Origin of the sequence: Aliihoeflea aestuarii (assembly GCF_024105665.1) — a bacterium.
Lineage (GTDB): Bacteria > Pseudomonadota > Alphaproteobacteria > Rhizobiales > Rhizobiaceae > Aliihoeflea > Aliihoeflea aestuarii.
This window is the reverse complement of record NZ_JAAAMK010000003.1, coordinates 143,416-165,018: the sequence shown is the minus strand read 5'-3', so window position 1 is coordinate 165,018 and position 21,603 is coordinate 143,416. Positions and strand designations below refer to the sequence as shown.

The 21,603-nt window shown below is 61.1% G+C and carries 21 protein-coding genes; 6 read left to right on the top strand and 15 right to left on the bottom strand.

Translation table 11 applies throughout. The annotated features are described in order from the left end of the window. Positions 1 to 40 precede the first annotated feature (40 nt). The 7 genes from GTW25_RS08420 to GTW25_RS08390 form a co-directional block, all read right to left on the bottom strand. Positions 41 to 1,018 carry a tripartite tricarboxylate transporter substrate-binding protein gene (locus GTW25_RS08420; RefSeq protein WP_252911606.1) on the bottom strand — a complete coding sequence of 326 codons (978 nt, stop codon included), beginning with the start codon at positions 1,016 to 1,018 and terminating at the stop codon, positions 41 to 43. Between the two features lie 208 nt (positions 1,019 to 1,226). Then, on the bottom strand, positions 1,227 to 2,570 hold the full coding sequence (locus GTW25_RS08415) for a sigma-54-dependent transcriptional regulator (RefSeq protein WP_252911605.1): 1,344 nt from the start codon (positions 2,568 to 2,570) through the stop codon (positions 1,227 to 1,229). Next, complete coding sequence (locus GTW25_RS08410) at positions 2,567 to 4,408, bottom strand: sensor histidine kinase (RefSeq protein ID WP_252911604.1); 1,842 nt, start codon at positions 4,406 to 4,408, stop codon at positions 2,567 to 2,569. The genes GTW25_RS08415 and GTW25_RS08410 overlap by 4 nt, the downstream gene beginning before the upstream one ends. Positions 4,409 to 4,502: 94 nt before the next feature. Next, the gene (locus tag GTW25_RS08405; protein ID WP_252911603.1) at positions 4,503 to 5,354 is read right to left on the bottom strand and encodes an ABC transporter permease; all 852 of its coding nucleotides are present in this window, start codon (positions 5,352 to 5,354) and stop codon (positions 4,503 to 4,505) included. Beyond that, a complete protein-coding gene (locus GTW25_RS08400; protein ID WP_252911602.1) occupies positions 5,351 to 6,232 on the bottom strand; it encodes an ABC transporter permease in 882 nt (293 codons plus the stop codon). Before GTW25_RS08400 ends, GTW25_RS08405 begins: the two co-directional genes overlap by 4 nt. A 49-nt stretch (positions 6,233 to 6,281) precedes the next feature. Next, on the bottom strand, positions 6,282 to 7,004 hold the full coding sequence (locus tag GTW25_RS08395) for a transporter substrate-binding domain-containing protein (RefSeq protein ID WP_252911601.1): 723 nt from the start codon (positions 7,002 to 7,004) through the stop codon (positions 6,282 to 6,284). A 33-nt stretch (positions 7,005 to 7,037) separates the two neighbouring features. After that, the gene (locus tag GTW25_RS08390) at positions 7,038 to 7,814 is read right to left on the bottom strand and encodes an ABC transporter ATP-binding protein (protein ID WP_252911600.1); all 777 of its coding nucleotides are present in this window, start codon (positions 7,812 to 7,814) and stop codon (positions 7,038 to 7,040) included. A 164-nt stretch (positions 7,815 to 7,978) separates the two neighbouring features. On the opposite strand from GTW25_RS08390, the gene holA reads away from it, so the two are divergent. Further along, entirely contained in the window at positions 7,979 to 9,013 is a 1,035-nt protein-coding gene (gene holA, locus GTW25_RS08385; protein WP_252911599.1) for a DNA polymerase III subunit delta, read from the top strand. Positions 9,014 to 9,055: 42 nt separating this feature from the next. Here the strand turns inward: holA and GTW25_RS08380 are convergent, their stop codons facing one another. From GTW25_RS08380 to hemE, 8 genes are all read right to left on the bottom strand, one after another. Continuing rightward, positions 9,056 to 9,943 (bottom strand): ParB/RepB/Spo0J family partition protein, encoded by an 888-nt coding sequence (locus GTW25_RS08380; protein WP_252911598.1) that lies wholly within the window; start codon positions 9,941 to 9,943, stop codon positions 9,056 to 9,058. Positions 9,944 to 9,953: 10 nt separating this feature from the next. After that, positions 9,954 to 10,754 carry a ParA family protein gene (locus GTW25_RS08375; RefSeq protein WP_252912048.1) on the bottom strand — a complete coding sequence of 267 codons (801 nt, stop codon included), beginning with the start codon at positions 10,752 to 10,754 and terminating at the stop codon, positions 9,954 to 9,956. Beyond that, positions 10,754 to 11,389: a 16S rRNA (guanine(527)-N(7))-methyltransferase RsmG gene (gene rsmG / locus GTW25_RS08370; RefSeq protein ID WP_252911597.1), complete on the bottom strand. Its 636-nt coding sequence runs from the start codon at positions 11,387 to 11,389 to the stop codon at positions 10,754 to 10,756. Before rsmG ends, GTW25_RS08375 begins: the two co-directional genes overlap by 1 nt. Next, positions 11,386 to 13,260: a tRNA uridine-5-carboxymethylaminomethyl(34) synthesis enzyme MnmG gene (gene mnmG / locus GTW25_RS08365; protein WP_252911596.1), complete on the bottom strand. Its 1,875-nt coding sequence runs from the start codon at positions 13,258 to 13,260 to the stop codon at positions 11,386 to 11,388. Before mnmG ends, rsmG begins: the two co-directional genes overlap by 4 nt. After that, on the bottom strand, positions 13,257 to 14,549 hold the full coding sequence (gene mnmE / locus GTW25_RS08360; protein WP_252911595.1) for a tRNA uridine-5-carboxymethylaminomethyl(34) synthesis GTPase MnmE: 1,293 nt from the start codon (positions 14,547 to 14,549) through the stop codon (positions 13,257 to 13,259). The genes mnmG and mnmE overlap by 4 nt, the downstream gene beginning before the upstream one ends. A gap of 83 nt (positions 14,550 to 14,632) precedes the next feature. Beyond that, the gene (gene rho, locus GTW25_RS08355; protein WP_252911594.1) at positions 14,633 to 15,898 is read right to left on the bottom strand and encodes a transcription termination factor Rho; all 1,266 of its coding nucleotides are present in this window, start codon (positions 15,896 to 15,898) and stop codon (positions 14,633 to 14,635) included. A 152-nt stretch (positions 15,899 to 16,050) separates the two neighbouring features. Then, the gene (gene hemJ / locus GTW25_RS08350; protein ID WP_252911593.1) at positions 16,051 to 16,581 is read right to left on the bottom strand and encodes a protoporphyrinogen oxidase HemJ; all 531 of its coding nucleotides are present in this window, start codon (positions 16,579 to 16,581) and stop codon (positions 16,051 to 16,053) included. Next, positions 16,578 to 17,609 (bottom strand): uroporphyrinogen decarboxylase, encoded by a 1,032-nt coding sequence (gene hemE / locus GTW25_RS08345; protein ID WP_252911592.1) that lies wholly within the window; start codon positions 17,607 to 17,609, stop codon positions 16,578 to 16,580. Before hemE ends, hemJ begins: the two co-directional genes overlap by 4 nt. A 405-nt stretch (positions 17,610 to 18,014) precedes the next feature. Here hemE and GTW25_RS08340 point away from each other — a divergent pair, with 405 nt between their 5' ends. From GTW25_RS08340 to dnaQ, 5 genes are read left to right on the top strand one after another with little or no spacing between them, the layout of a single operon-like run. Next, positions 18,015 to 18,848 (top strand): pyruvate, water dikinase regulatory protein, encoded by an 834-nt coding sequence (locus tag GTW25_RS08340; RefSeq protein ID WP_252911591.1) that lies wholly within the window; start codon positions 18,015 to 18,017, stop codon positions 18,846 to 18,848. Next, positions 18,845 to 19,444, top strand: coding sequence for a Maf-like protein (locus GTW25_RS08335; RefSeq protein ID WP_252911590.1), 600 nt, complete (start codon positions 18,845 to 18,847; stop codon positions 19,442 to 19,444). The genes GTW25_RS08340 and GTW25_RS08335 overlap by 4 nt, the downstream gene beginning before the upstream one ends. Further along, positions 19,437 to 20,273 (top strand): shikimate dehydrogenase, encoded by an 837-nt coding sequence (locus GTW25_RS08330; RefSeq protein WP_252911589.1) that lies wholly within the window; start codon positions 19,437 to 19,439, stop codon positions 20,271 to 20,273. The genes GTW25_RS08335 and GTW25_RS08330 overlap by 8 nt, the downstream gene beginning before the upstream one ends. Next, the gene (gene coaE / locus GTW25_RS08325) at positions 20,270 to 20,869 is read left to right on the top strand and encodes a dephospho-CoA kinase (protein ID WP_252911588.1); all 600 of its coding nucleotides are present in this window, start codon (positions 20,270 to 20,272) and stop codon (positions 20,867 to 20,869) included. The genes GTW25_RS08330 and coaE overlap by 4 nt, the downstream gene beginning before the upstream one ends. Next, a complete protein-coding gene (gene dnaQ, locus GTW25_RS08320) occupies positions 20,862 to 21,587 on the top strand; it encodes a DNA polymerase III subunit epsilon (RefSeq protein WP_252911587.1) in 726 nt (241 codons plus the stop codon). The genes coaE and dnaQ overlap by 8 nt, the downstream gene beginning before the upstream one ends. Positions 21,588 to 21,603 lie beyond the last annotated feature (16 nt).

Below are 21,603 nucleotides of genomic sequence, written 5' to 3'. Positions count from 1 at the left end.
GGCCGCCCTTGCCGGACGGCCCCTGAATATCGTTGAAAGATCAGTTCGCGTAGACGCCGGCCGCTTCGATGATCGGACGCCACAGGTCGATCTCGCTTTGCACCTTGGCCTGAAGGGCCTCGGGCGTCGCATCCTCGGCCGGCGAGGGAACGGTGCCGAGGTCGCCGAAGCGCGCGATGACGGTTTCGTCGGCAAGCGCCACCTGAAGCGACTGGCTCAGGCGCTGCACGATTTCCTCAGGCGTTCCCTTGGGCGCATAGACGCCGTGCCAGATCGAGACTTCGAAGCCGTCGATGCCGGCTTCGGCACCGGTCGGAACATCAGGCAGGCTTTCGACGCGCTCCGGTACGGTCACCGCGAACGCCTTGATCGACCCTTCGTTGATCTGCGGCGTGGTGTTGGTCGTCTGGTCGCACATGAGGTCGACCTGTCCGCCCATCAAATCGGTGACGGCGGGACCGGTTCCCTGATAGGGAATGGTCGTCATCTGCGTGTCGATGGCTTCCATGAACAACAGGCCGCAAAGATGCGACGCCGCGCCGATGCCGGCATTGGCATACATCACGTCCTCGCCACCCTCGCGCACGAAATTGATGACATCCTCGAGCGTTTCCGCTTCGAGATCGGGCCGGCCGACCATGACCATCGGCACCTCGGTGACGAGGCCGACATATTCGAAGTCCTCGAGCGCGTTGAAAGGAAGCTCGCGGTAGAGCGTCGCGCTCGTCGCCATGCCGATATGGTGGAGAAGCAGCGTGTAGCCGTCGGGCTGCGCCTGCGCGACGCGTCCGGCACCGAGCGTGCCGCCCGCGCCGCCGACATTTTCGACCACGATCTGCTGGCCGAGGTCGGCGCTCATCGCCTGCGCGACGAGGCGGGTCACCGTGTCGGTCGGGCCACCGGCCGTGAACGGCACGACGATCGTGATCGGCTGGGTTGGATAGTCCTGCGCACCGGCCATCTGCGGCATGACGGCAAGGGCGGTCGCGAGTGTCAGGGATGCGGCAAGCGTCTTCATATGAATTCCTCCCGGTAGAATACTATTCTCGTTCGGCCGGCCGGGCTCGTACCCGTCGTTCCGATCGTGAACGATAGTTAGAGGTGGGTATTGACGGCGTCCGCAAGCCCTTGAGGGAAGTATCGGCGAATTTCATACCCTGAGATGTGTGGATCTCCACACATCGGCCGATCTTCATGTGTTAGATTCCACACATAAAGCGCGTCAGTCAGGCGTCGTGCAACTCATTCTTATCGATGTCATAGCGCTGCATCTTCTCGTACAGCGTCTTGCGGGAAATGCCGAGCGCTTCGTAGACGGCCTTCAGACTGCCGCCGTGAGCGCGCAATGCATCGGCGATCACGGCCCTTTCGAAGCGGGCGACGCGTTCGGCAAGCCGCAATCCGTCATCGCCGGCCGGCAGAGGGTCCAGCCCGTCGATGCCGAGCCCGAGCACATAGCGGTCGGCGGCGTTGCGCAATTCCCGGACATTGCCCGGCCAGTCGCGCCTAGCGATCTCGGCGAGTACGGGTTGCGGAATTTCGACCATATCGCGGCGATACCGGCCGGCCGCTTCCCGCGCGAGCTGGAGAAAAAGCACCGGTACGTCCTCGCGCCGCGCGCTCAAGGACGGGATACGCAGCGTGACCACGTTGAGCCTGTAGAGAAGATCGGCACGAAATCGGCCAGCGACCGCCTCGTCCTCCAGTTCCACCTTGCTCGTCGCGATGAAGCGAACGTCGAGTGGAATCGGTTCGTTCGAACCGAGCCGCACGATCATGCGGTCCTGAATGACGCGGATGAGCTTGGCTTGCAGGTCCGACGGCATCGAGCCGATTTCGTCGAGAAGCACGGTTCCGCCCCGCGCATGTTCGAACTTGCCGTATCTGGCCCGTATCGCGCCGGGAAACGCGCCCGCCTCATGCCCGAAAAGTTCGCTTTCGATCAGATTTGCAGGCAGTGCGGCGCAATTGATCGCCACGAACGGCTTGAGCGACCGGCTCGAAAGATCATGGATCGCGCGCGCGGCGACCTCCTTGCCGACGCCCGTGTCGCCGATGATCAGCACGTCAGCATCCGTGGCGGCGACGGCGCGCAGCCGGTAGCGCAGATCGATCATGGCCGGTGAACGGCCCAAAAGCCGCGACTCGACATCGTCCCGCTGACCCGCGGCAGCCCGCAAAAGCCGGTTTTCGAGAACCAGGCTGCGCCAGTCGACGGCGCGCAGGGCGACATCGGCAAGATGCTGGCCGTTGAACGGCTTTTCGATGAAATCATAGGCGCCTTCGCGCATCGCCCGCACGGCGAGTTGGACGTCGCCATGCCCTGTGACGAGGATGACGGGCACATCGGCATCGATCTCGCGAACTTTGGCCAGGAGCGTCATTCCGTCCATGCCAGGCATGCGGATATCGCTGATCACCACGCTCTTGAAGCCGGGCGTGATGTAGTCGAGCGCCGGTTCGGCGGCGGCGAATTCGCGCACGTCGAAGCCGGCGAGTTGCAGCGTCTGCGCGGTCGAGCGCCTGATCTCCTCCTCGTCGTCGATCAGCAGCAGCGTCGGCGGCGTCATTCGGCCGCCTCCCGAACGGCAAATTCGGCGGCGTCGAGCAGGATGGTGACGAGCGCTCCGCCTTGCGGATGGCGCTCGACCATCAGTTCGCCGCCGAAATCCTTGACGATGTTGTAGGAGATAGAAAGGCCGAGCCCCAGTCCCTTGCCGACGCCTTTGGTGGAGAAGAATGGATCGAAGATGCGCTCTGCGATGGCATCGGGAACGCCGGGGCCGCGGTCGCGAACTGTGATCGCGATGCGATCGCCGATGGAGCGGGCGCTGAGCTCGATGTCGCGATCGGGCAGCCCTTCCATGGCATCGGCCGCATTGGCGATGATATTGACCAGCACTTGCTGTAAACGGACCGAACCGGCGCGGACCACGAGCGGCTCCGGGCCGAGGTCGATGACGAGATTGGCATCGGCCGCCTTCAGGCGCCAGGCGATGATCTCCAGCGTGTCCCTGACGACGTCCTCCACGACGACGGATCCAAGTTTCTGGTTCGGCTTGCGGGCGAAATTGCGCAGATGCTTGCTGATCGAGCCAATCCTTTCAACCAGTTTGGAGATGCGCTGGACGTTGTCCCGCGCGTCTTCGAAGCGCCCGCGTTCGATCAGCACGGCGGCATTGTCGGCGTAGGCGCGCGCGGCGGCAAGCGGCTGGTTGAACTCGTGCGACAGTGCCGCCGACATCTGGCCGAGCGCGGCAAGCTTGCCGGCCTGGATGAGATCGGACTGCGTCTTTCGCAATGCACGTTCGGTCGCCCGCCGCTCGCCGACTTCCTCCTCCAGAAGGCGGTTGACGGCCGCAAGGTCTGCCGTGCGCTCCACGACGCGGCGTTCGAGCAGTTCCTGCGCCTCACGCTGCACCTGAAGCCGCTCGGCCAGCCGCGCGCGTCGTTGCAGCCATGTCATCGCCCCCATCGTTCCAAGGCCGATCAGGAGCATCAAAAGAGCGATCGTCGTCAATGCCTGCGCCCGCGCCGACGCCGTGTCGAGCAGGACCTTCACCGTCCAGTCCGCTTCCGGCATCGTCTCGGTTACGGCAAGATATTCGCGCGTCCCGTCCGCTCCCGCGATCGACAGGAGATCGAGCCCCTCGGGCGTCGTGCTGCGCGTGACCGGCAATTCGGTCAGTTCAGCATCGGCGTAGCGGCGTGTGGCGGATGTGCGCGCAAGGCGCTCGCGCGTCAGCGCCTCGACACCCGAATACATCCATTCGGGACGGCCGGTCATGAAGATGATGCCTTCCGGATCCATCACGACGATCTCGTAATCGCCGCCGCGCCAGGATCGCTCGATGCCGTCTATATCGACCTTGAAAACGACAACGCCCAGGATCACGTCGTCGACGCGAATCGGCGCGCCGAAATAATAGCCGCGCTTCAGCGATGTCGTGCCGAGGGCGAAAAAACGCCCGTGCCCGCCGGCGATCGCGTCCTGAAAATAGGGCCGGTAGTTGAAATTCTCGCCGATGAAAGGCGTCGGTCCGTCGAAATTCGATGCCGCGATCGTCGTTCCATCCGGCGTCATCACATAGATGTCCGACGATTCCAGAAGCGCGTTGATCGATTTCAGGTAGATATTGACCCCGTCGACAAGTGTTTGGTCGCGCGGACGCCCGGCAAGCTCCTTGATGGCATCCTGGTCGGCAATGAGCTGCGGCAATTTCTCGTAGCGGTCGAGCTGGCCACGAAGCGCCGTGACGGCCAGCCCGAGCGTATTGGCGCCGCGCATCTCCGCCTGGTCGAGATAGATCGCCGTCATGGCGCGCGTGCCGAACCAGGCGACGAGAACGCACAGGACCGCAGCGGCTAACGCCAACCCGATCGAATGTCGGCGCCAAGGCTCATTCATCTCGTGTGCCGCGTGTCTCCGGTTCCTGCCCGGCTCGACTATAGCGCGGCTCGCCAGCCGCTGTCGAACGCCGCAGATCCCGGCCGGGCTTCGCCTATCTTATATATTGCGGCCGGAAGCGGAATTTCGGGCGCACCGTCTGCGGAAGATGCCGGTTCAATCGCTTGTTGGCCATGCCGAACAGACCGATGACGACGAGCGTCAACACGATGAAATACGCAGCCACGATCGGATAGCTGACGAACGGATTGAAGGTCTGGTCGGCGAAGTAGCGCGCATAATAGAGCGCGTCGCCCGATTGCTGCCACGCGGGAAAACCGGAGAAGAATACCAGCGTCGTCGCATGGGTGAGGAAGATCGCCTCATTGGTGTAGGAGGGCCAGGCGAGCCTCATCATGGTCGGCCAGATGATCCGGCGGAACTTGGTGAACCCGCTCATGCCGTAGGCGTCGGCCGCTTCGAGGTCGCCTTTCGGAATCGCCCGCAGCGCGCCGTAGAAGATCTCCGCCGTATAGGCCGACGTGTTGAGCCACAGGACGACGAGGGCGCCGCTCGTCGCCCGCGCCAGCCAGCGCGTCTCGGCGGTGATGGTGGTGAAGATAAGGTTGATCTCAATGCCGGCGCGCGGCAAGAGGATGAAGACCTCGTAGGCGAAGAAGAACTGGATGAAGAGCGGCGAACCGCGAAATAGGAAGATGAATCCAGATGCCGGCTTGCTCAGGAACGGATTCTCGCTGAACTTCGCAACGGCCAGCGCCGTTGCCACGAAGAAGCCGGCGGCGAGCGCGAGGGCTGCGAAATAGACGTTCCAGATCAGGCCGGATGCGATCAGGAAGACCTGATCGCAAAGCGTTATGTCGACGCCCCGCGGCAAAAGGCGTTCGCCATAGTCTCCCCCGAGGGATCGCAGGATATAGGCGTCGAAACTCTCCTGGCAGCTTCTCATGCCGCTGCCCTTCTCTGGCGCTCGCCGGCCGCCGTCGCCTGCCCATGGCTGAACCGGCGCATCAGCCATTCGAAGACGCGCTCGCTGCATGCGGTCAGCACCAGGTAGAACACGAGCACGACGAGGAAATACCAGACCCGCCAGTCGGGATGCGGATAGGCGTAGAAGCCGGTCTTCTGGCCACCGAGCTCGCGCGCCCAATAGACGATGTCGCGAATGCCGAGCAGGAAGAGAAGCGGCGTGGCCTTGATCAGGATCATCCACAGATTCGACAGGCCGGGCAGGGCATAGACCCACATCTGCGGAAGCAGGACACGGCGGAACGCCTGCGGCTTCGTCATGCCGTAGGCTTCAGCGGTCTCCGTTTGCGATTTGGGAACAGCGTTCATCGCGCCGTAGAGCGTGTTGGCCGCGAACGCGCCGAAGACGAGCGCGAAGGCGAAAAGCGCCAGCGAAAACGCGTAGATATCATGCACCCAGGCGGGCGAGGACGAGAGCGGCACCTTGGCCTGCGCGCAGACGAGAAAGTCGTTTCCGCGCCGGATCGGCATGTCCCAGTCCGGGCAACGAACCTGATGCAGGATATATTCGAGTGCCTGATCGATCGCGATCGGGATGAAGAGAAAGAAGACGATGTCGGGAACGCCGCGCACCATCGACGTATAGGTGCGGCCGACAAGGCGTATAGGCGCCATGTGCGAGCGCGTCGCCAGCGCGCCGGCAAACCCGAACGCCAGCGCGAAGGGCGCCGCCAGAAGGATCAGCACCATGACGACCACGAACGACCAGTAGAACGCCAGATGCGTCCCGCTCGTCAGATAGCAGGCGAACCACTGCCAGTCCGGCAGGGTGCTCGGGTCGGTGCAAAATGCGAACATGGGCGGCATTCCGGGCGGCGCAAGCGCCACCCGGCTTCACATGCGAGGATCAGAAGGTCGGTGCGTCCGCGCCGAACCACTTGGTGATGAGCTCGTTCAGCGAACCGTCCGCCTTCATCTCGTCGATGGCGGCGTTGAACGTGTCGCGCAGTTCCTCGTCGGATTGACGCAGGCCGATGCCGAGGCCCTCGCCGAGCTGGATATCTTCGCCGACGAATTCGAAATCGCCCTGCTCGACATACTGGACCAGGAAGTCCTTGTCGGCCATGACGGCATCGGCTTCGCCCGAGCGCACGGCAGCGATCGTCTCGTCCGGGGTCGGGAATTCGACCAGCGTTGCGTCGGTTTCGGCAACGTAGCTCGCCTGCATCGTGTTCGACTGAACGACCACGACGCCGTCCCGCACGCTCTCATCCGCACCGACGGGGGCCATATAGGCCGACAGGTCCGGCGGCATATAGTTCTGGCTGAAACCGATGACCTGCTTGCGCGCTTCCGTGATCGACATACCGGCCATGATGGCATCGTAATTGCCGCCGACCAGGTTGGGGATGATCGTGTCCCAGTCGTTCAGCACCCATTCGCAATTCAGTTCCGCGCGTTCGCACAGCGCATCGCCGAACTCACGCTCGAAACCGTCGAGTTCGTTCTGGTCATTGATAAAGTTGTAGGGCGGGTAGGCGCCTTCCGTGCCGATGCGCACGACGTCCTGCGCAAGAGCGGTGCCCGATGCGAAGGCAAGCGCCACGCTGGCCAAAATCAGTTTTTTCATTGGTCTTTTTCCCTCTGTAGGTTGATGTTTTATTTATGCTTCAGTGGCGCGCAAAAATCCACGCAGCCTTTGCGTCTGCGGATTGCCGAAAAGCGCATCCGGTGGTCCTTCCTCCTCGATCCTGCCCTGATGCAGGAAGACGACGTGGTCGGAAACGTCCGCGGCAAGCCGCATATCGTGCGTGACGAGAAGCATCGTGCGGCCTTCCTCGGCCAGCGCCTTGATGACCCTGACGACTTCCTGTTCCAGTTCGGGATCGAGCGCGGAGGTGGGCTCGTCGAACAGGAGCGCGCGCGGCTCCATGCACAGCGCCCGCGCGATCGCCGCGCGTTGCTGCTGGCCCCCCGACAGCATCGCAGGATAGGCGTCCGCCTTTTCTGCGATGCCGACCTTGTCGAGCAGCTCGCGCGCGCGCGTCTCGACCTCCTCGCGCGACTGGTGAAGGACGGTGAGGGGCGCCTCCATGACGTTCTGCAGGATCGTCATATGCGCCCACAGATTGAACTGCTGGAACACCATCGAAAGGTTGGAGCGGATGCGGATGACCTGCCCCTTGTCGGCGGGGTGCCGATGAAGGCCGTGGCCCCGCCAGCGGACCGGCTCGCCTTCGAACCGGATTTCGCCGTCCTGGCTGTCTTCCAGAAGGTTGCAGCAGCGCAGCAGGGTCGATTTGCCCGATCCCGACGATCCAATGAGCGACACGACATGTCCGCGCGGCGCGGTCATATCGACACCCTTCAGGACTTCCAGATTGCCATAGCTCTTGTGCAGGTTGCTGATCGAGATGACCGGCGTTTCGTCGTTTGTCACGCGCGCCCTTTGCCGTGCTGTAGTCGATTAATCTGCAATAGGGCGCAAAAGGAGCATAAATGCAACGCCTTCCGGACAGGTCATGCTGTCGCGGCCGATGCCCCGGTTTGCCATATTGACTTGATCGTGTCGAACGGTGCCTTTGACGCGGCCAAGGAGATATGATGGCACAGAAGAAGGCACACGAAGTCGATGGCTGGCTGATACGGCCGCAAACCGCGTTTCCCATCGTTCTGGTCTATGGGCCGGATCGCGGGCTCGTGTCAGAACGCGCAAACCAGTTCGCCCTGCAGTCGGGTTTCAAGGCGAACGATCCGTTTTCCACAGTCAGGCTTGACGCTTCGGAACTTGAGGCCGACCCCGGTCGCCTTTTCGACGAGGCGCACACCGTCGCCATGTTCGCCGACCGCCGCCTGATATGGGTGCGCGGCGCCGGAGCCCAGAAGGCGCTGGGAACCGCGCTTAAAGATCTGTGCGCGCAGCCGCCGGAGACCACCGTCATCCTGATCGAGGGCGGAGACCTGAAGAAGGGATCGCCGATCCGCGCCGCCGTCGAATCCGGATCGGCCGGCATGGCCCTGCCCTGCTATGCGGATCAGGCGCGCACGATCGAGAGCATCATCGACGATGTCCTCGGCCGCGACGGCCTGGCCATTTCGCCCGAGGCGCGCCAGGCGTTGAAGGCATCGCTCGGTGGCGATCGGCTGGCGACACGCGGCGAGATCGAGAAGCTTTCGCTTTATGCGCGCGATCTGGGCCGCATCGAACTTGCTCACGTCACCGAAATCGTCGGCGACGTGTCGGCAAAATCGCTCGACGACGCCACGGATGCGATCCTCGTGGGCGATGTCGCAGCCTTTGACGGTGCCTATGCGGGATGGATCAAGGCCGGCAATGCGCCGTTTCAACTGCTCTCGGCCGTCATGCGGCAGTTTCAGCAACTGGAATTGTTGCGAAGTGCGGTCGATAATGGCGCTTCGGCGTCGGCCGCAGTCGCTTCATCGCGCCCTCCCGTATTTTTTAGCCGGCGAAATACGGTCGAAAATGCAGTTCGGCGCTGGAATGCTCGGGCCTTGTCTCGGGCCCTCGACCGATTGCAGGCAACCGTGCTGGCATCACGGACACGCGCCAGTCTGGACATGCCCACCATCCGGCAGGCGCTGCTTGCGATTACGATAGAGGCAAGCCGGCTGCGTTGATCGCGCCGTGTTTCACGTGAGTCCGAGGCGGGAGCCCAGGCTTCAGTGTGCTCGCTGCAGCTTGTGGCAGATGCCGTCCAGTTGTTCGAGGGTCGAATAACGGATCTTGATATCTCCGCCCTTCTGTCCATGCGTGATGGACACTTTCAGCCCGAGCGCATCGGACAAGGTCTTCTCGAGCGCAATCGTATCCGCATCCTTCTGGACGGTTCCGTCAGCTCGCGGCTTAGCTGGCTCGCCGATGCGGACGGGCTGCTGCGCAAGCGCTTCCGCCTGTCTCACGGACAAGCCTTCATCAACGATGCGGCGGGCGAGAAGGTCAGGGTCGATTGCGGTCACGAGCGTTCGCGCGTGGCCGGCAGACAAGGAACCATCGGTCACCATCTCGCGAACATGCTGCGAAAGCTTCAGCAGTCTCAATGTGTTGGCAACATGGCTGCGACTTTTGCCGATCACCTGTCCGAGGTCTGCCTGCGTGTAATTATGCTCGTCGATCAGTTGCTGATAACCAAGCGCCTCTTCCACGGCATTCAGATCAGCGCGCTGGACATTCTCGATAATGGCGAGTTCGAGCGCGACCCGATCGCTCACATCGCGAATCACGACCGGCACGTCGATCAGGCCGGCACGCTGTGCGGCGCGCCAACGACGCTCGCCGGCGATGATCTCGAATTTGTCGTCCGGCATACGCCTTACGACGACCGGCTGAACGATTCCGTGCTCACGGATCGATTGCGTCAAATCCTCAAGGTCGGGCTCCGCGAAAGCACGGCGTGGGTTTCGGGGATTCGGCGCGATACGTTCGATCGCCGCCATCCCGTCTGCGCGCACGGCAGAAAATTCGTCGCGCCCCGCATCCGGTCTGTCGAGGTCGCCGATCAGTGCGGCAAGTCCGCGGCCCAACCTTTTGCGTGAAAGATCTTCGCTCATCTCGTTCTCCCTAAGCCGCACGCAATAGACGTTCCCGACGGATAACTTCGGATGCCAACTGAAGATAGGCCTGGCTGCCCGAACATTTCAGATCGTAAAGAATAGCCGGCTTACCATAGGACGGTGCCTCCGAAACACGAACGTTCCGGGGAATCACTGTTTCATACACCTTGTCACCCATATGGGTCCGCACATCCTGCACGACCTGGTTCGCAAGATTGTTCCGCCCGTCGAACATCGTCATGACGATGCCCTGGATTGTCAGACGCGGATTGAGACTGCTTCGCACCTGATCGACGGTATGCAAAAGCTGACTCAAACCTTCGAGAGCAAAGAACTCGCACTGCAACGGGACGAGAACCGAATCGGCAGCGGCCATCGAATTCAATGTCAGAAGATTGAGCGACGGGGGACAATCGATGAGAATATAGTCATACGCCTCCGCCCCTCCGTTTGGCGCTTCGATCGCTTTACGCAATCTCAGCGCACGATCCGGAGATGCGGAAATTTCCATCTCCACACCTAGCAAATCGAGGGTCGACGGAACAACGGCGAGACCGGGGACCGCATTCTTGACGGCGGATTGGGCAATCGTGACGTCACCGATGAGGAGGTCGTAGGAAGATATCTCGCGCTCGCTGCGCTCGACACCCAAACCCGTACTCGCATTGCCCTGCGGATCGAGATCGACGATCAGAACGTTCTCGCCGATAGCGGCAAGGGCAGTCGCCAGATTGATGGCCGTCGTCGTCTTGCCGACGCCACCCTTTTGGTTTGCCACGGTGATAATTCTCGGACGCCTGGCGACCATCATGAATGCTCCAACCGCTTCACATTCGAGATCTCGAGAATCCGACTCATCGGATCGACCACGCTTTGATGCTCTATCAGATCAAATGCCCATCGGTCACGCGCTTCGACGATTTCTGCGGCGTAATCCCGTCCTTTATGGTAAAGCGCCCGCCCTGCACCCGGCCCGAGCCACCTGCTGGACATCGTCAGAAGCATGTTGAGATCGGCCAGCGCCCGCGCGGAAATAACATCGACGGTGTTTTTCGTATCAACGTTCTCGATGCGCTTGGTAAGCACGTCGACCGGCAACCCGTAACGCGACACGCATGTCCGCAAAAACGCGGCCTTCTTATTGTTGCTTTCTACCAGCGTGACATGCAAATCCTCGCCTACAGCAAGAATTCCAATGATCACACCCGGCAATCCACCGCCACTTCCTAGATCAAGCCAGTTTTTCGCGCCTTGCCGGTATCGCCAGATCTGTATGGAATCGAGCACATGTCGTTTCCAAAAATCTGCAAGCGTTGAAGGCGCTGCGAGATTGATCGACTTATTCCAGTGTTTGAAGAGTTCCTCAAAATCACGGAGCCGCTCCAGCGTTTCACGTGAAACCAAAACACCGGATAGATTTGTTACACCGTCCTGCCCGGTCATGCCGCTTCCGTATAACGCTTGCGATATGCCAGAAGTAGTGAGAGCGCGGCGGGCGTCATGCCTTCCATACGCGCGGCATGAGCGATTGTTACAGGCTTCTCGCGAGCCAGCTTGCTTTTGAGTTCGACAGACAGACCCGGAATCTGGTTGTAGTCGATATCGCTCGACAAAGAAGCCGCTTCCTGCTGCTTGATCCGTTCGATATCCCGTTCTTGCCGCTTCATGTAAACGGCGTACTTTGCTTCGATATCGATCAACCGGATTGTTTTGCTGTCGACCTCTTTCAATTCCGGCCAAATTGCGCCCAGGCGGTCGAATCCTATGGAGGGATATCCAAGCAGATCGAAAGCGGTCCGGCGACGTCCGTCGGCATTGATTGGAAGAGCAAGGTCGATGGCTTCGCTCGACGTCAGGCTCTTCGATTGAAGCAAACGTTTTGCCGTATCCAGCTTGCGACGGCGATTTTCATATGCGGATTGCCGCTTCGACGATACAACGCCGGCCGTTATTCCCAAGGAAGTCAGGCGTTCCTCTGCATTGTCGGCGCGTAGAGACAGGCGAAACTCGGCACGCGACGTAAACATGCGGTAAGGTTCACTGACACCTTTGGTCACAAGATCGTCGATCATGACACCGATATAGGCTTCACTTCGCGACAGGATCACCGGTGGAGCGCCCGAAGCGGAACGCGCCGCATTCATGCCGGCGAGGAGCCCTTGCGCACCAGCCTCCTCATAACCCGTTGTGCCGTTGATCTGCCCGGCAAGAAACAGCCCTTTCGAAGCTTTGGTTTCGAGCGAAAGCGTCAGCTCGCGCGGGTCGACGTGATCATACTCGATCGCATAGCCGGCCTGGACAAGCTGCGCATTGTGCAGGCCAGGAAGAGATCTTACGAAAGCAGTCTGCACGTCGAGCGGAAGCGAGGTCGATATCCCATTGGGATATACGAGATCGCTGTCCAAGCCTTCCGGTTCGAGAAATATCTGATGCCCGTCACGTTCGCCAAAGCGAACGATCTTGTCCTCGATCGACGGGCAATAGCGCGGGCCGACGCCTTCGATCGCACCGCTATACATCGCCGAACGCGCGATGTTTTCCTTGATTAATTTGTGGGTTTCGGCATTCGTTCGCGTGATGGCGCAAGCGATTTGCTCAACTTCGATCCTCTCCGTCAGCATGGAAAACGGCACAGGGTCCGTGTCGGCCTCCTGCTTCTCCAGCGCATTCCAGTCGATGGTCTGACGTGCCAAACGGGGAGGTGTACCCGTCTTGAGGCGACCAAGGCGAAGTCCCAGCGATCTCAATGTGTGGGCTAGACCCGACGTCTCCCGCTCACCCATCCGGCCGGCTGGAAAGCGTTGATCGCCTATGTGGATCAGTCCGCGAAGAAAGGTTCCCGTCGTCAACACCACTGCGCCGCAAGTGACGGCACCGCCATTTTTCAGAACCACGGATTTGACGCGCGCTGACTCGATGGCGACATCGACCACCTCGTCAGCAACGATCTCGAGATTAGCCTGCTCGGAAACGAGGTCGGCAACAGCCCGCGCATAGAGCCTGCGATCGGCTTGCGTACGAGGGCCCTGAACGGCTGGCCCTTTGCTCCGGTTGAGAAGACGGAACTGGATACCGGCACGGTCGGCCGCGCGCCCCATGATCCCGTCCAAGGCATCGATCTCTCGCACCAACTGACCCTTGCCCAGACCTCCGATAGCCGGATTGCAGGACATGACGCCGAGATTGTCGATGCTCATCGTGACGAGAGCCGTCTTTGCGCCCATACGGGCGGCGGCGGTAGCGGCCTCCACGCCTGCGTGACCTCCCCCGACGACTACGACATCATATTTTGAGCCATGTTTCACGTGAGTCATTTCCCTATGCAGAACCGGGAGAAGATATCGCCGAGCAATTCCTCGACGTCGACAGCGCCAGTCGTTCGCCCCAAGGCGTCCGCCGCCTTGCGGAGCTCCTCGGCAATAAGTTCCGGTTCCGCAAGCGTCGTAGCAGATTTCAGGCTTGAAAGGCAGCTTGTCAATTCCGCGACGTGCCGGGCACGCGAAGGAATGGTATCGAAAACGCCGATATGTTCATCGATCATGTCGGCTATATGCGTCACCAACGCCTCCACACCTTCCCCCGTCCGTGTAGATATACGGGGTGCGTGAATGTGATCCACGACATCGGCCTTCGTATAAACCTTCAGCATTCCCTCTTCCGGCACGTCGATCGGGGCGTTGCTCCCGTCATCGAGCAGCAGGACGAGATCGGCTTGTCGCATTGCGCTGTGGGCACGTTCGATACCGATGAGCTCGACCACGTCCTGCGCGTCGCGCAGTCCGGCCGTGTCTGTGATGCGTACCAGATGACCCCCGATTTCGATCCGTATGTCGATCAAATCCCGTGTGGTTCCGGCGATGTCGGTTACGATTGCAACTTCGCGTTTCGCTAAGTAATTGATAAGGCTTGACTTTCCAGAATTCGGCGGTCCGGCAACGACGATGTGATAGCCGTCATTGATGATCTCGGCCGCCGCAAAACCGCGCAGATGATCTTCGATCGCCGATATGAGCATGCCGATGGGTCCGACGAAGGCATTTCCGAATTCGTCCGGAACATCCTCCTGATCTGAAAAATCGAGATCGGCCTCAACCGAAGCCCAGATCGAGATCAATTGCTTGCGCCAGTCCTCGTAAAGACGGCGCTGCGCGCCGTCGGCATTGGCCAGTGCAAGTTTACGCTGTGCTTCGGTTTCCGCGACAATCAAATCCGAAAGTGCTTCGGCGGCGGTCAGGTCGATATGTCCGTTGAGAAACGCACGCATCGTAAAGGCGCCGGGCTCGGCGGGCTCGAACCCCTCCAGCGTGGCCAGCCGATCCAGCAGCGCCGTCACCACCGCCCGGCTGCCATGCAACTGGATTTCCAGAACGTCTTCGCCCGTGAAGCTCTTAGGCGCTGGGAAATGGATGCACAGAGCCTTGTCGATGACGGATCCGTCTTCGCCACGAATATCTGCCAGCGTCGCCACCCGCGGAGATAGTGTAGGACGCCCGGTCAGGGTTGGGATCGCATCGGGCACATGCGGCCCGGAAATGCGCACCACCGCGACGCCGGCGGGTAGCTTGCCGCTTGAAAGAGCATAGATGGTCGAGGCCTGAGCCATTCAAGTCTCCAATGCAAAACGGCGGACATGCCTGTCCGCCGATCCACCAGTCTTCAGCCGATCCCGGCGAATGTGTCGCCGGATCAGGTATTCATCGAATCGAAGAAATCCGAATTCGTCTTGGTCTGCTTCAGCTTGTCCATGAGGAACTCGATCGCGTCGGTCGTGCCCATCGGCGCGAGAATCCGGCGAAGGACGAAGATCTTCTGAAGGTCCTGGCGCTGGACGAGCAGGTCTTCCTTGCGCGTCCCGGACTTGAGGATGTCCATGGCCGGGAAGATACGCTTGTCGGCGACCTTGCGGTCGAGCACGATTTCCGAATTGCCGGTGCCCTTGAACTCTTCGAAGATGACTTCGTCCATGCGGCTGCCAGTGTCGATCAGCGCCGTTGCGATGATCGTCAGCGAGCCGCCTTCCTCGATATTGCGCGCCGCGCCGAAGAAGCGCTTGGGACGCTGCAGGGCGTTCGCATCGACGCCGCCCGTCAGGACCTTGCCGGAGGACGGCACGACGGTGTTGTAGGCACGGCCGAGACGCGTGATCGAATCCAAGAGGATGACGACGTCGCGGCCATGTTCGACCAGGCGCTTCGCCTTCTCGATGACCATTTCGGCCACCTGAACGTGACGCACGGCCGGCTCGTCGAAGGTCGAGGACACGACCTCGCCCTTTACCGAGCGCTGCATGTCGGTGACTTCTTCGGGCCGCTCGTCGATCAGGAGAACGATCAGATACGCTTCCGGATGATTCTGCGCGACCGAATGCGCAATGTTCTGCAGCAGCACGGTCTTGCCGGTGCGCGGCGGCGCGACGATCAGCCCGCGCTGGCCCTTGCCGAGCGGCGCGACGAGGTCGATGACGCGCGCCGACATATCCTTCGAGGTCGGAACGTCGAGTTCCATCTTGAAGCGCTCATTGGGATAGAGCGGCGTCAGATTGTCGAAATGGATCTTGTGACGAATCTTCTCGGGGTCTTCGAAATTGATCGTGTTGACCTTGAGAAGCGCGAAATAACGTTCGCCTTCCTTGGGGCTGCGAATCGGCCCCTCGACCGTATCGCCGGTCTTGAGAGAAAAGCGGCGAATCTGGGATGGCGAGATATAGATATCGTCCGGGCCGGGCAGATAGTTCGCATTCGCCGAGCGCAGGAAGCCGAAACCGTCCTGGAGAATTTCGACGACGCCTTCGCCGATGATCTCGATCTCCTGCGAGGCGAGCTTCTTCAGGATCGCGAACATCAGTTCCTGCTTGCGCATGACGCTGGCATTCTCGACCTCGAGCGATTCGGCAAACGCGATCAGGTCGGTCGGCGATTTGCTCTTCAGCTCTTGTAGTTTCATTTCCTGCATGGACGCACCGGCTTGGTGTGGGAGAATCGATGGAAAGTCGGAAGGTTGCGGCGCGGGGCGTGCCGTCAACGGAAGATCGCGCCGCGCTGCGTATAGGAAGGACTGCCCTTCTATCGCCGTGCGCCGGGAAGCGCAAGCGACATGCGGCATCGTTAGAACGGCTTTACCACGACGAGTACGACGATGACAATCATCAGCACTGTCGGCGCTTCATTCATGATGCGCCAGTGCCGGGCGGACTTCTCGTTACGGTCCTCGGCGAAGAGCCGAACCGCCTTCGAGAAATAGCCGTGCAGGCCGGACATGGCGACGACGAGCAGAATCTTCAAGTGCAGCCAGCCACCGGAAAATGAAAACCCTTTCCATGCCAGCCACAGGCCGAGCACCCATGTAATCGTCATCGCCGGGTTGATGATGATCTGCAAAAGACGCCGTTCCATCAGTTTGAAGGTTTCCGACTGCGGCGAACCGGTGGCGACCTCGGCATGATAGACGAACAGGCGCGGCAGATAGAGCATGCCCGCCATCCAGGCGATCACCGCGATGATGTGGATGGCCTTGGCCCACAGATAGAACTGGTCCGGAAAGAAAAGCGCCGCAAGAACAGCCAGCGCGCCTAAGACGGCTAGGCCGATCATCGCCCGGACGCCGGGTCCGGCCTGCTTTTTTTCCGTCCCGCTCATCCAGCCGTTCCCCTTACGAGTTCGATCATGCGCTCCACATGCGCGATCGGCGTTTGCGGTGTGATGCCGTGGCCGAGATTGAAGATGAAGGGGCCATCGGACAACTCGCTCAATATGCGTTTGACACCCTCGTCCAGAGCCCAGCCTCCGGCGACAAGCCTGAGCGGATCGAGATTTCCCTGGACAGGTCCCTCGGCTTGCAGGCGCTTCGCCTGGTTCCAGGGAACGCTCCAGTCGAGACCGAGAGCGGTCACGCCGGTTATGTTCCGGTAGCCCTCATATTGAGCGCCCGCACCCTTGGGAAAACCGATGATCGGCACATCTGGATAGGTTTTGCGCACCTTTCCAACGATGCGCTGGACGGGTCGCACGCAATATGCGTGAAACGAAGCTTCGTCGAGGACACCCGACCAGGAATCGAATATCTGCACGCAATCCGCGCCGGCCTCGATCTGGCGAATGAGATAATCGGCCGAGCAATCCGCAAGAAGATCGAGAAGCGTGCGCATCTCGGTAGGATGCCGGTAGGCGAAAAGACGCGCCGGCGCCTGGTCGGGCGTGCCGTGCCCGGCAATCATATAGGTCGCCACCGTCCACGGCGCGCCGCAAAAGCCGATCAGCGTGGTCTCGGCCGGAAGTTCGGCACGAAGCCGCCGCACCGTCTCGTAGACCGGCGCCAGATGCTCGTGGATGCGCGACGGATCGAGCCGTTCGATCTCGTCAGCCTCGATCGGCGTCATCAGCGGCCCACGCCCTTCCTCGAAGCGAAGGTCCCGGCCAAGCGCGTGAGGAATAACGAGAATATCGGAAAACAGGATCGATGCGTCGAAGCCGAAACGCCGGATCGGCTGGAGCGTTACTTCCACCGCGAAATCCGGGTTGTAGCAGAGATCCAGAAAGCTTCCGGCTGTTTTACGCGCTTCGCGATATTCGGGAAGGTAACGGCCGGCCTGACGCATCATCCAGATCGGCGGCGGCGAAACCGCTTCGCCTTTCAATACCCGCAGCATCTTGCGTTCGATCGACATTCTCGGCCTTTCCAGGGAGCGCCTTAACAAAGAAAAGAAATTTTTAACGAATCTTATGTTTCTTAGAGTCTGTTGGAATCGGGGTTTCCCGCTTCTCCCCGACGCCGTGCGCGTCGACCAGTGCTTATATCGCCGCAGGGCGGATCGCGAAACCTGTTGATGAACACCGGGGACGATCGCGATTCCGCCTTCCGATTCAGCACGTTCGATCGCTGCTGTCCGAATGCGCCTCTTTGCGCGTGCTTTGGACAACGCATCGCTTGCCCACGATCTTTTTCACAGGCGCGAATCCGTTCTCACAGCAGGGCGAATTGTGGAGAAACGGCGATCTGATACATTGCCGCCATCCACGCGCCGCCGCTCTCCAGCTTTATGCACAGGCGCCCACAGGCCAGGCAGAATCGCGTGAACAAGCCGCAAAACTTCTTTCATCTCCACCTGATTTCTGACGCGACCGGCGAAACGCTGCTCGCGGCCGGCCGTGCCGCTGCCGCCCAGTACAAGAATGCGCGCGCCATCGAGCATATCTATCCGCTGATCCGGACGGAAAAACAGCTCGAACGCGTTCTCGCCGACATCGAGGATGCGCCGGGGATCGTGCTCTACACCGTGGTCGACCAGGATCTTGCCGGGCGAATCGATTCCCATTGCCAGTCGCTGGGATTGCCCGCCGTCTCGGTTCTGGAGCCGGTCCTTCTGGTCTTCCAGTCTTATCTGGGAACGCCGGCCGGCCGACGGGTCGGCGCGCAGCATGTGCTCGATGCCGATTATTTTCGCCGTATCGACGCGCTCAATTTCACGATGGAGCATGATGACGGGCAATTGCCGCCCGATATCGAGGAAGCCGACATCATCCTGATCGGCATATCGCGCACCTCCAAGACGCCGACATCGATCTATCTGGCCAATCGCGGCATCAAGACCGCGAATGTCCCGATCGTCGTCGGCGTTCCCATCCCGCCCCAGATTGTAACGGCGAAGCGGCCCTTGACCGTCGGGCTGATCGCGACGGCCGAACGGATCTCGCAGGTGCGCCAGAACCGCATTCTCGGCGGGGCGGGATTCGATCACGGCGCCTATGTGGACCGGCTTTCGATTTCGGAAGAACTGGCCTATGCCCGGCAGATCTGCAACCGGCACGGCTGGCCGGTCATTGACGTGACGCGCCGCTCGATCGAGGAAACGGCGGCCGCCATCGTTGCCCTGCGCAACAGGACACTTCGCGAGGACACAGCATGACAAGACCGATCATATTGGCATCGGGAAGCCCCTTCCGAAAAAAGATACTGGAAGATGCCGGCATCGATTTCACGGTCGAGCGCCCCGGCATTGACGAGCGCGCGGTAGAAGATGCCGTTGCGTCATCCGGCATGTCTGCGGACGATCTTGCCCAGATCCTGGCCGAAGCCAAGGCCGTCGATGTCAGTCAGAATCATCCAGGCACGCTCGTCATCGGTTCGGACCAGACACTTTCGATGGATGGCGAACTGTTCCACAAGCCGGCCGACATGGAAGAGGCGCGCCGCCGACTCCTGAAACTGTCTGGCCGGACGCATCAACTGAACAGCGCAATCGTCATCGCGCTCGACGGCGAGGCGATCTGGCGACACGTCTCGATCGCGCAACTGACCATGCGGATGCTCGATCCCGGCTTTGTCGGTCGTCATCTGTCGTCCGTCGGGGATACGGCCTTGTCGTCGGTGGGCGCCTACCAGATCGAGGGCAGGGGTATCCAGCTCTTCGAAAAGATCGAGGGCGATCATTTCACCATCGTCGGCCTGCCGTTGCTGCCGCTTCTGGAAAAATTGAGGGAACTGGGCGCTATCGATGGCTGAACGCAGGCAGGCCTTCGTGATCGGCCATCCGATCGCGCATTCGCGCTCGCCGATGATCCATGGACATTGGCTGAAACAGCACGGGATCGATGGATCGTATGATGCGATCGACGTCAATCCGACTGGTCTCGACGCCTTTCTCGAACGGCTGTCGTCGGGCGAATTCGTCGGCGGCAACGTCACGATCCCACACAAGGAAGAGGTCTGGCGGCGTGTCGCGCGGCGCGACGAGGCGGCTGGCGCCATCGGCGCGGTCAACACCTTGTGGATGGAAAAGGACGAGCTCGTCGGTGGCAACACGGACGCCTACGGGTTCGCTGCAAATCTCGATGCCGGCGCGCCGCGATGGCGTGGGGCGGGTTCGGCGCTGGTATTGGGCGCGGGAGGTGCCGCCCGCGCCGTGCTTCATGCGCTGCGCTCTGCCCGAATCGGAAAGATCACCGTGGCGAACCGGACGGCCGAACGCGCGGGCGAACTGGCGCTGGCATTTCCCGGCGTGAAGCCCGCCGGGCTGGCTGCGGCGCAATCCCTTCTGTCGCGCACCGATATCCTGGTCAACACGACCTCTTTGGGCATGAAGGGCCAGCCGCCGCTCGACCTCGATCTGGAGGTGCTGGGCGATGACGCAATCGTCACCGACATCGTCTATGCTCCGCTGGAAACGCCGCTTTTGAAGCGTGCGCGGGACCGCGGACTGGCAAATGTCGACGGGCTGGGAATGCTTCTGCATCAGGCAGTTCCCGGTTTCGAACGCTGGTTCGGCGTGCGGCCCGAAGTCTCGCCTGACCTTCGCGCACTGGTCGTCGCCGATATCGAGGGCAAACGATGATCGTCGTCGGGCTGACAGGCTCCATCGGCATGGGCAAGTCCACCACAGCCCGCTTCTTCCTGGAGGCGGGCGTGCCGGTTCACGATTCGGATGAGGCGGTGCACCGGCTTTATGCCGGGAAGGCCGCGCCGCTGATCGAGGCGGCGTTTCCCGGCACGGTGACGGACGGCGTTGTCGACCGCACCGCGCTGGCAAGCCGCATTCTTGGCGACGGCGAGGCGATCAGGACGGTCGAGCGCATCGTTCACCCGCTGGTGCGCGCTGACGCCGACGCCTTTCTGGAAGTGCAGCGCAATGCCGGCCAGCCGCTTGCGGTTCTCGACATTCCGCTTCTGTTCGAAACAGGCGGCGAAGGCCGGGTCGACCGGATCGTCGTCGTCTCCGCACCGGATGAGGTGCAGCGCGCACGCGTCCTGGCCCGGCCGGGAATGACGGTGGAGAAGTTCGAAGCCATCCTTGCAAGGCAGGTTCCCGACGCCGAAAAGAGGGTGCGCGCCGATTTCGTCGTCGAAAGCGACGAGGGATTGGACGAGGCGCGGCGGTCGGTCGAGGCGATCGTCGAAAAGCTGAGAGAAGAAGCGAGATCCGATGCGTGAGATCATCTTCGACACCGAAACGACCGGCCTCGATTCGACCGAAGACCGGATCATCGAGTTCGGCGGCATCGAACTCGTCAATCGCTTCCCGACCGGGCGCACCTTCCACGTCTTCATCAACCCGCAAGGGCGCAAGGTCCATCCCGACGCGCTCGCGGTTCACGGCATCACCGACGCGTCCCTTGCCGACAAGCCGGTTTTCAGCGGCATCGCCACCGAACTGGTGGACTTTCTCGACGGCGCGGACCTGATCGCGCACAACGCCAATTTCGACATCGGCTTCTTGAATGCCGAGTTTTCCCGGCTCGACATTCCAATGGTCGAACCATCGCGCGTTGTGGATACATTGGCGATCGCCCGGCGCAAGCATCCGATGGGACCGAACTCGCTCGATGCGCTGTGTCGGCGCTACGGCATCGACAATTCCCACCGCACCAAGCACGGCGCGCTCCTGGATTCGGAGCTTCTGGCGGAAGTCTATATCGAACTGATCGGTGGCAAGCAGGCAGCGCTGATGCTCGACGTTCAGAACAGCGACGGCGGCGACGCTTCGGGTGGCGGTACGATCGTCGTCATCAAGCCGCGCCCGCGTCCCTTGTCGCCGAGGCTGACGGATGGAGAGATCGAAGCGCACAGGCAACTGGTCGAAACGCTCGGCGAAAATGCGGTCTGGCGCGTGGTCGAACCCTCCTATGCAGCAGCGGCCCGCGGATCATAGAAAAACCCGGCTCCGA

Excerpts from the sequence above, each read along its gene's own strand:
- GTW25_RS08420 (WP_252911606.1), bottom strand. The coding sequence starts at position 1,018 with ATGAAGACGCTTGCCGCATCCCTGACACTCGCGACCGCCCTTGCCGTC.
- GTW25_RS08415 (WP_252911605.1), bottom strand. The coding sequence starts at position 2,570 with ATGACGCCGCCGACGCTGCTGCTGATCGACGACGAGGAGGAGATCAGG.
- GTW25_RS08410 (WP_252911604.1), bottom strand. The coding sequence starts at position 4,408 with ATGAATGAGCCTTGGCGCCGACATTCGATCGGGTTGGCGTTAGCCGCT.
- GTW25_RS08405 (WP_252911603.1), bottom strand. The coding sequence starts at position 5,354 with ATGAGAAGCTGCCAGGAGAGTTTCGACGCCTATATCCTGCGATCCCTC.
- GTW25_RS08400 (WP_252911602.1), bottom strand. The coding sequence starts at position 6,232 with ATGTTCGCATTTTGCACCGACCCGAGCACCCTGCCGGACTGGCAGTGG.
- GTW25_RS08395 (WP_252911601.1), bottom strand. The coding sequence starts at position 7,004 with ATGAAAAAACTGATTTTGGCCAGCGTGGCGCTTGCCTTCGCATCGGGC.
- holA (WP_252911599.1), top strand. The coding sequence starts at position 7,979 with ATGGCACAGAAGAAGGCACACGAAGTCGATGGCTGGCTGATACGGCCG.
- GTW25_RS08380 (WP_252911598.1), bottom strand. The coding sequence starts at position 9,943 with ATGAGCGAAGATCTTTCACGCAAAAGGTTGGGCCGCGGACTTGCCGCA.
- GTW25_RS08375 (WP_252912048.1), bottom strand. The coding sequence starts at position 10,754 with ATGGTCGCCAGGCGTCCGAGAATTATCACCGTGGCAAACCAAAAGGGT.
- rsmG (WP_252911597.1), bottom strand. The coding sequence starts at position 11,389 with ATGACCGGGCAGGACGGTGTAACAAATCTATCCGGTGTTTTGGTTTCA.
- mnmG (WP_252911596.1), bottom strand. The coding sequence starts at position 13,260 with ATGACTCACGTGAAACATGGCTCAAAATATGATGTCGTAGTCGTCGGG.
- mnmE (WP_252911595.1), bottom strand. The coding sequence starts at position 14,549 with ATGGCTCAGGCCTCGACCATCTATGCTCTTTCAAGCGGCAAGCTACCC.
- rho (WP_252911594.1), bottom strand. The coding sequence starts at position 15,898 with ATGCAGGAAATGAAACTACAAGAGCTGAAGAGCAAATCGCCGACCGAC.
- hemJ (WP_252911593.1), bottom strand. The coding sequence starts at position 16,581 with ATGAGCGGGACGGAAAAAAAGCAGGCCGGACCCGGCGTCCGGGCGATG.
- hemE (WP_252911592.1), bottom strand. The coding sequence starts at position 17,609 with ATGTCGATCGAACGCAAGATGCTGCGGGTATTGAAAGGCGAAGCGGTT.
- GTW25_RS08335 (WP_252911590.1), top strand. The coding sequence starts at position 18,845 with ATGACAAGACCGATCATATTGGCATCGGGAAGCCCCTTCCGAAAAAAG.
- GTW25_RS08330 (WP_252911589.1), top strand. The coding sequence starts at position 19,437 with ATGGCTGAACGCAGGCAGGCCTTCGTGATCGGCCATCCGATCGCGCAT.
- coaE (WP_252911588.1), top strand. The coding sequence starts at position 20,270 with ATGATCGTCGTCGGGCTGACAGGCTCCATCGGCATGGGCAAGTCCACC.
- dnaQ (WP_252911587.1), top strand. The coding sequence starts at position 20,862 with ATGCGTGAGATCATCTTCGACACCGAAACGACCGGCCTCGATTCGACC.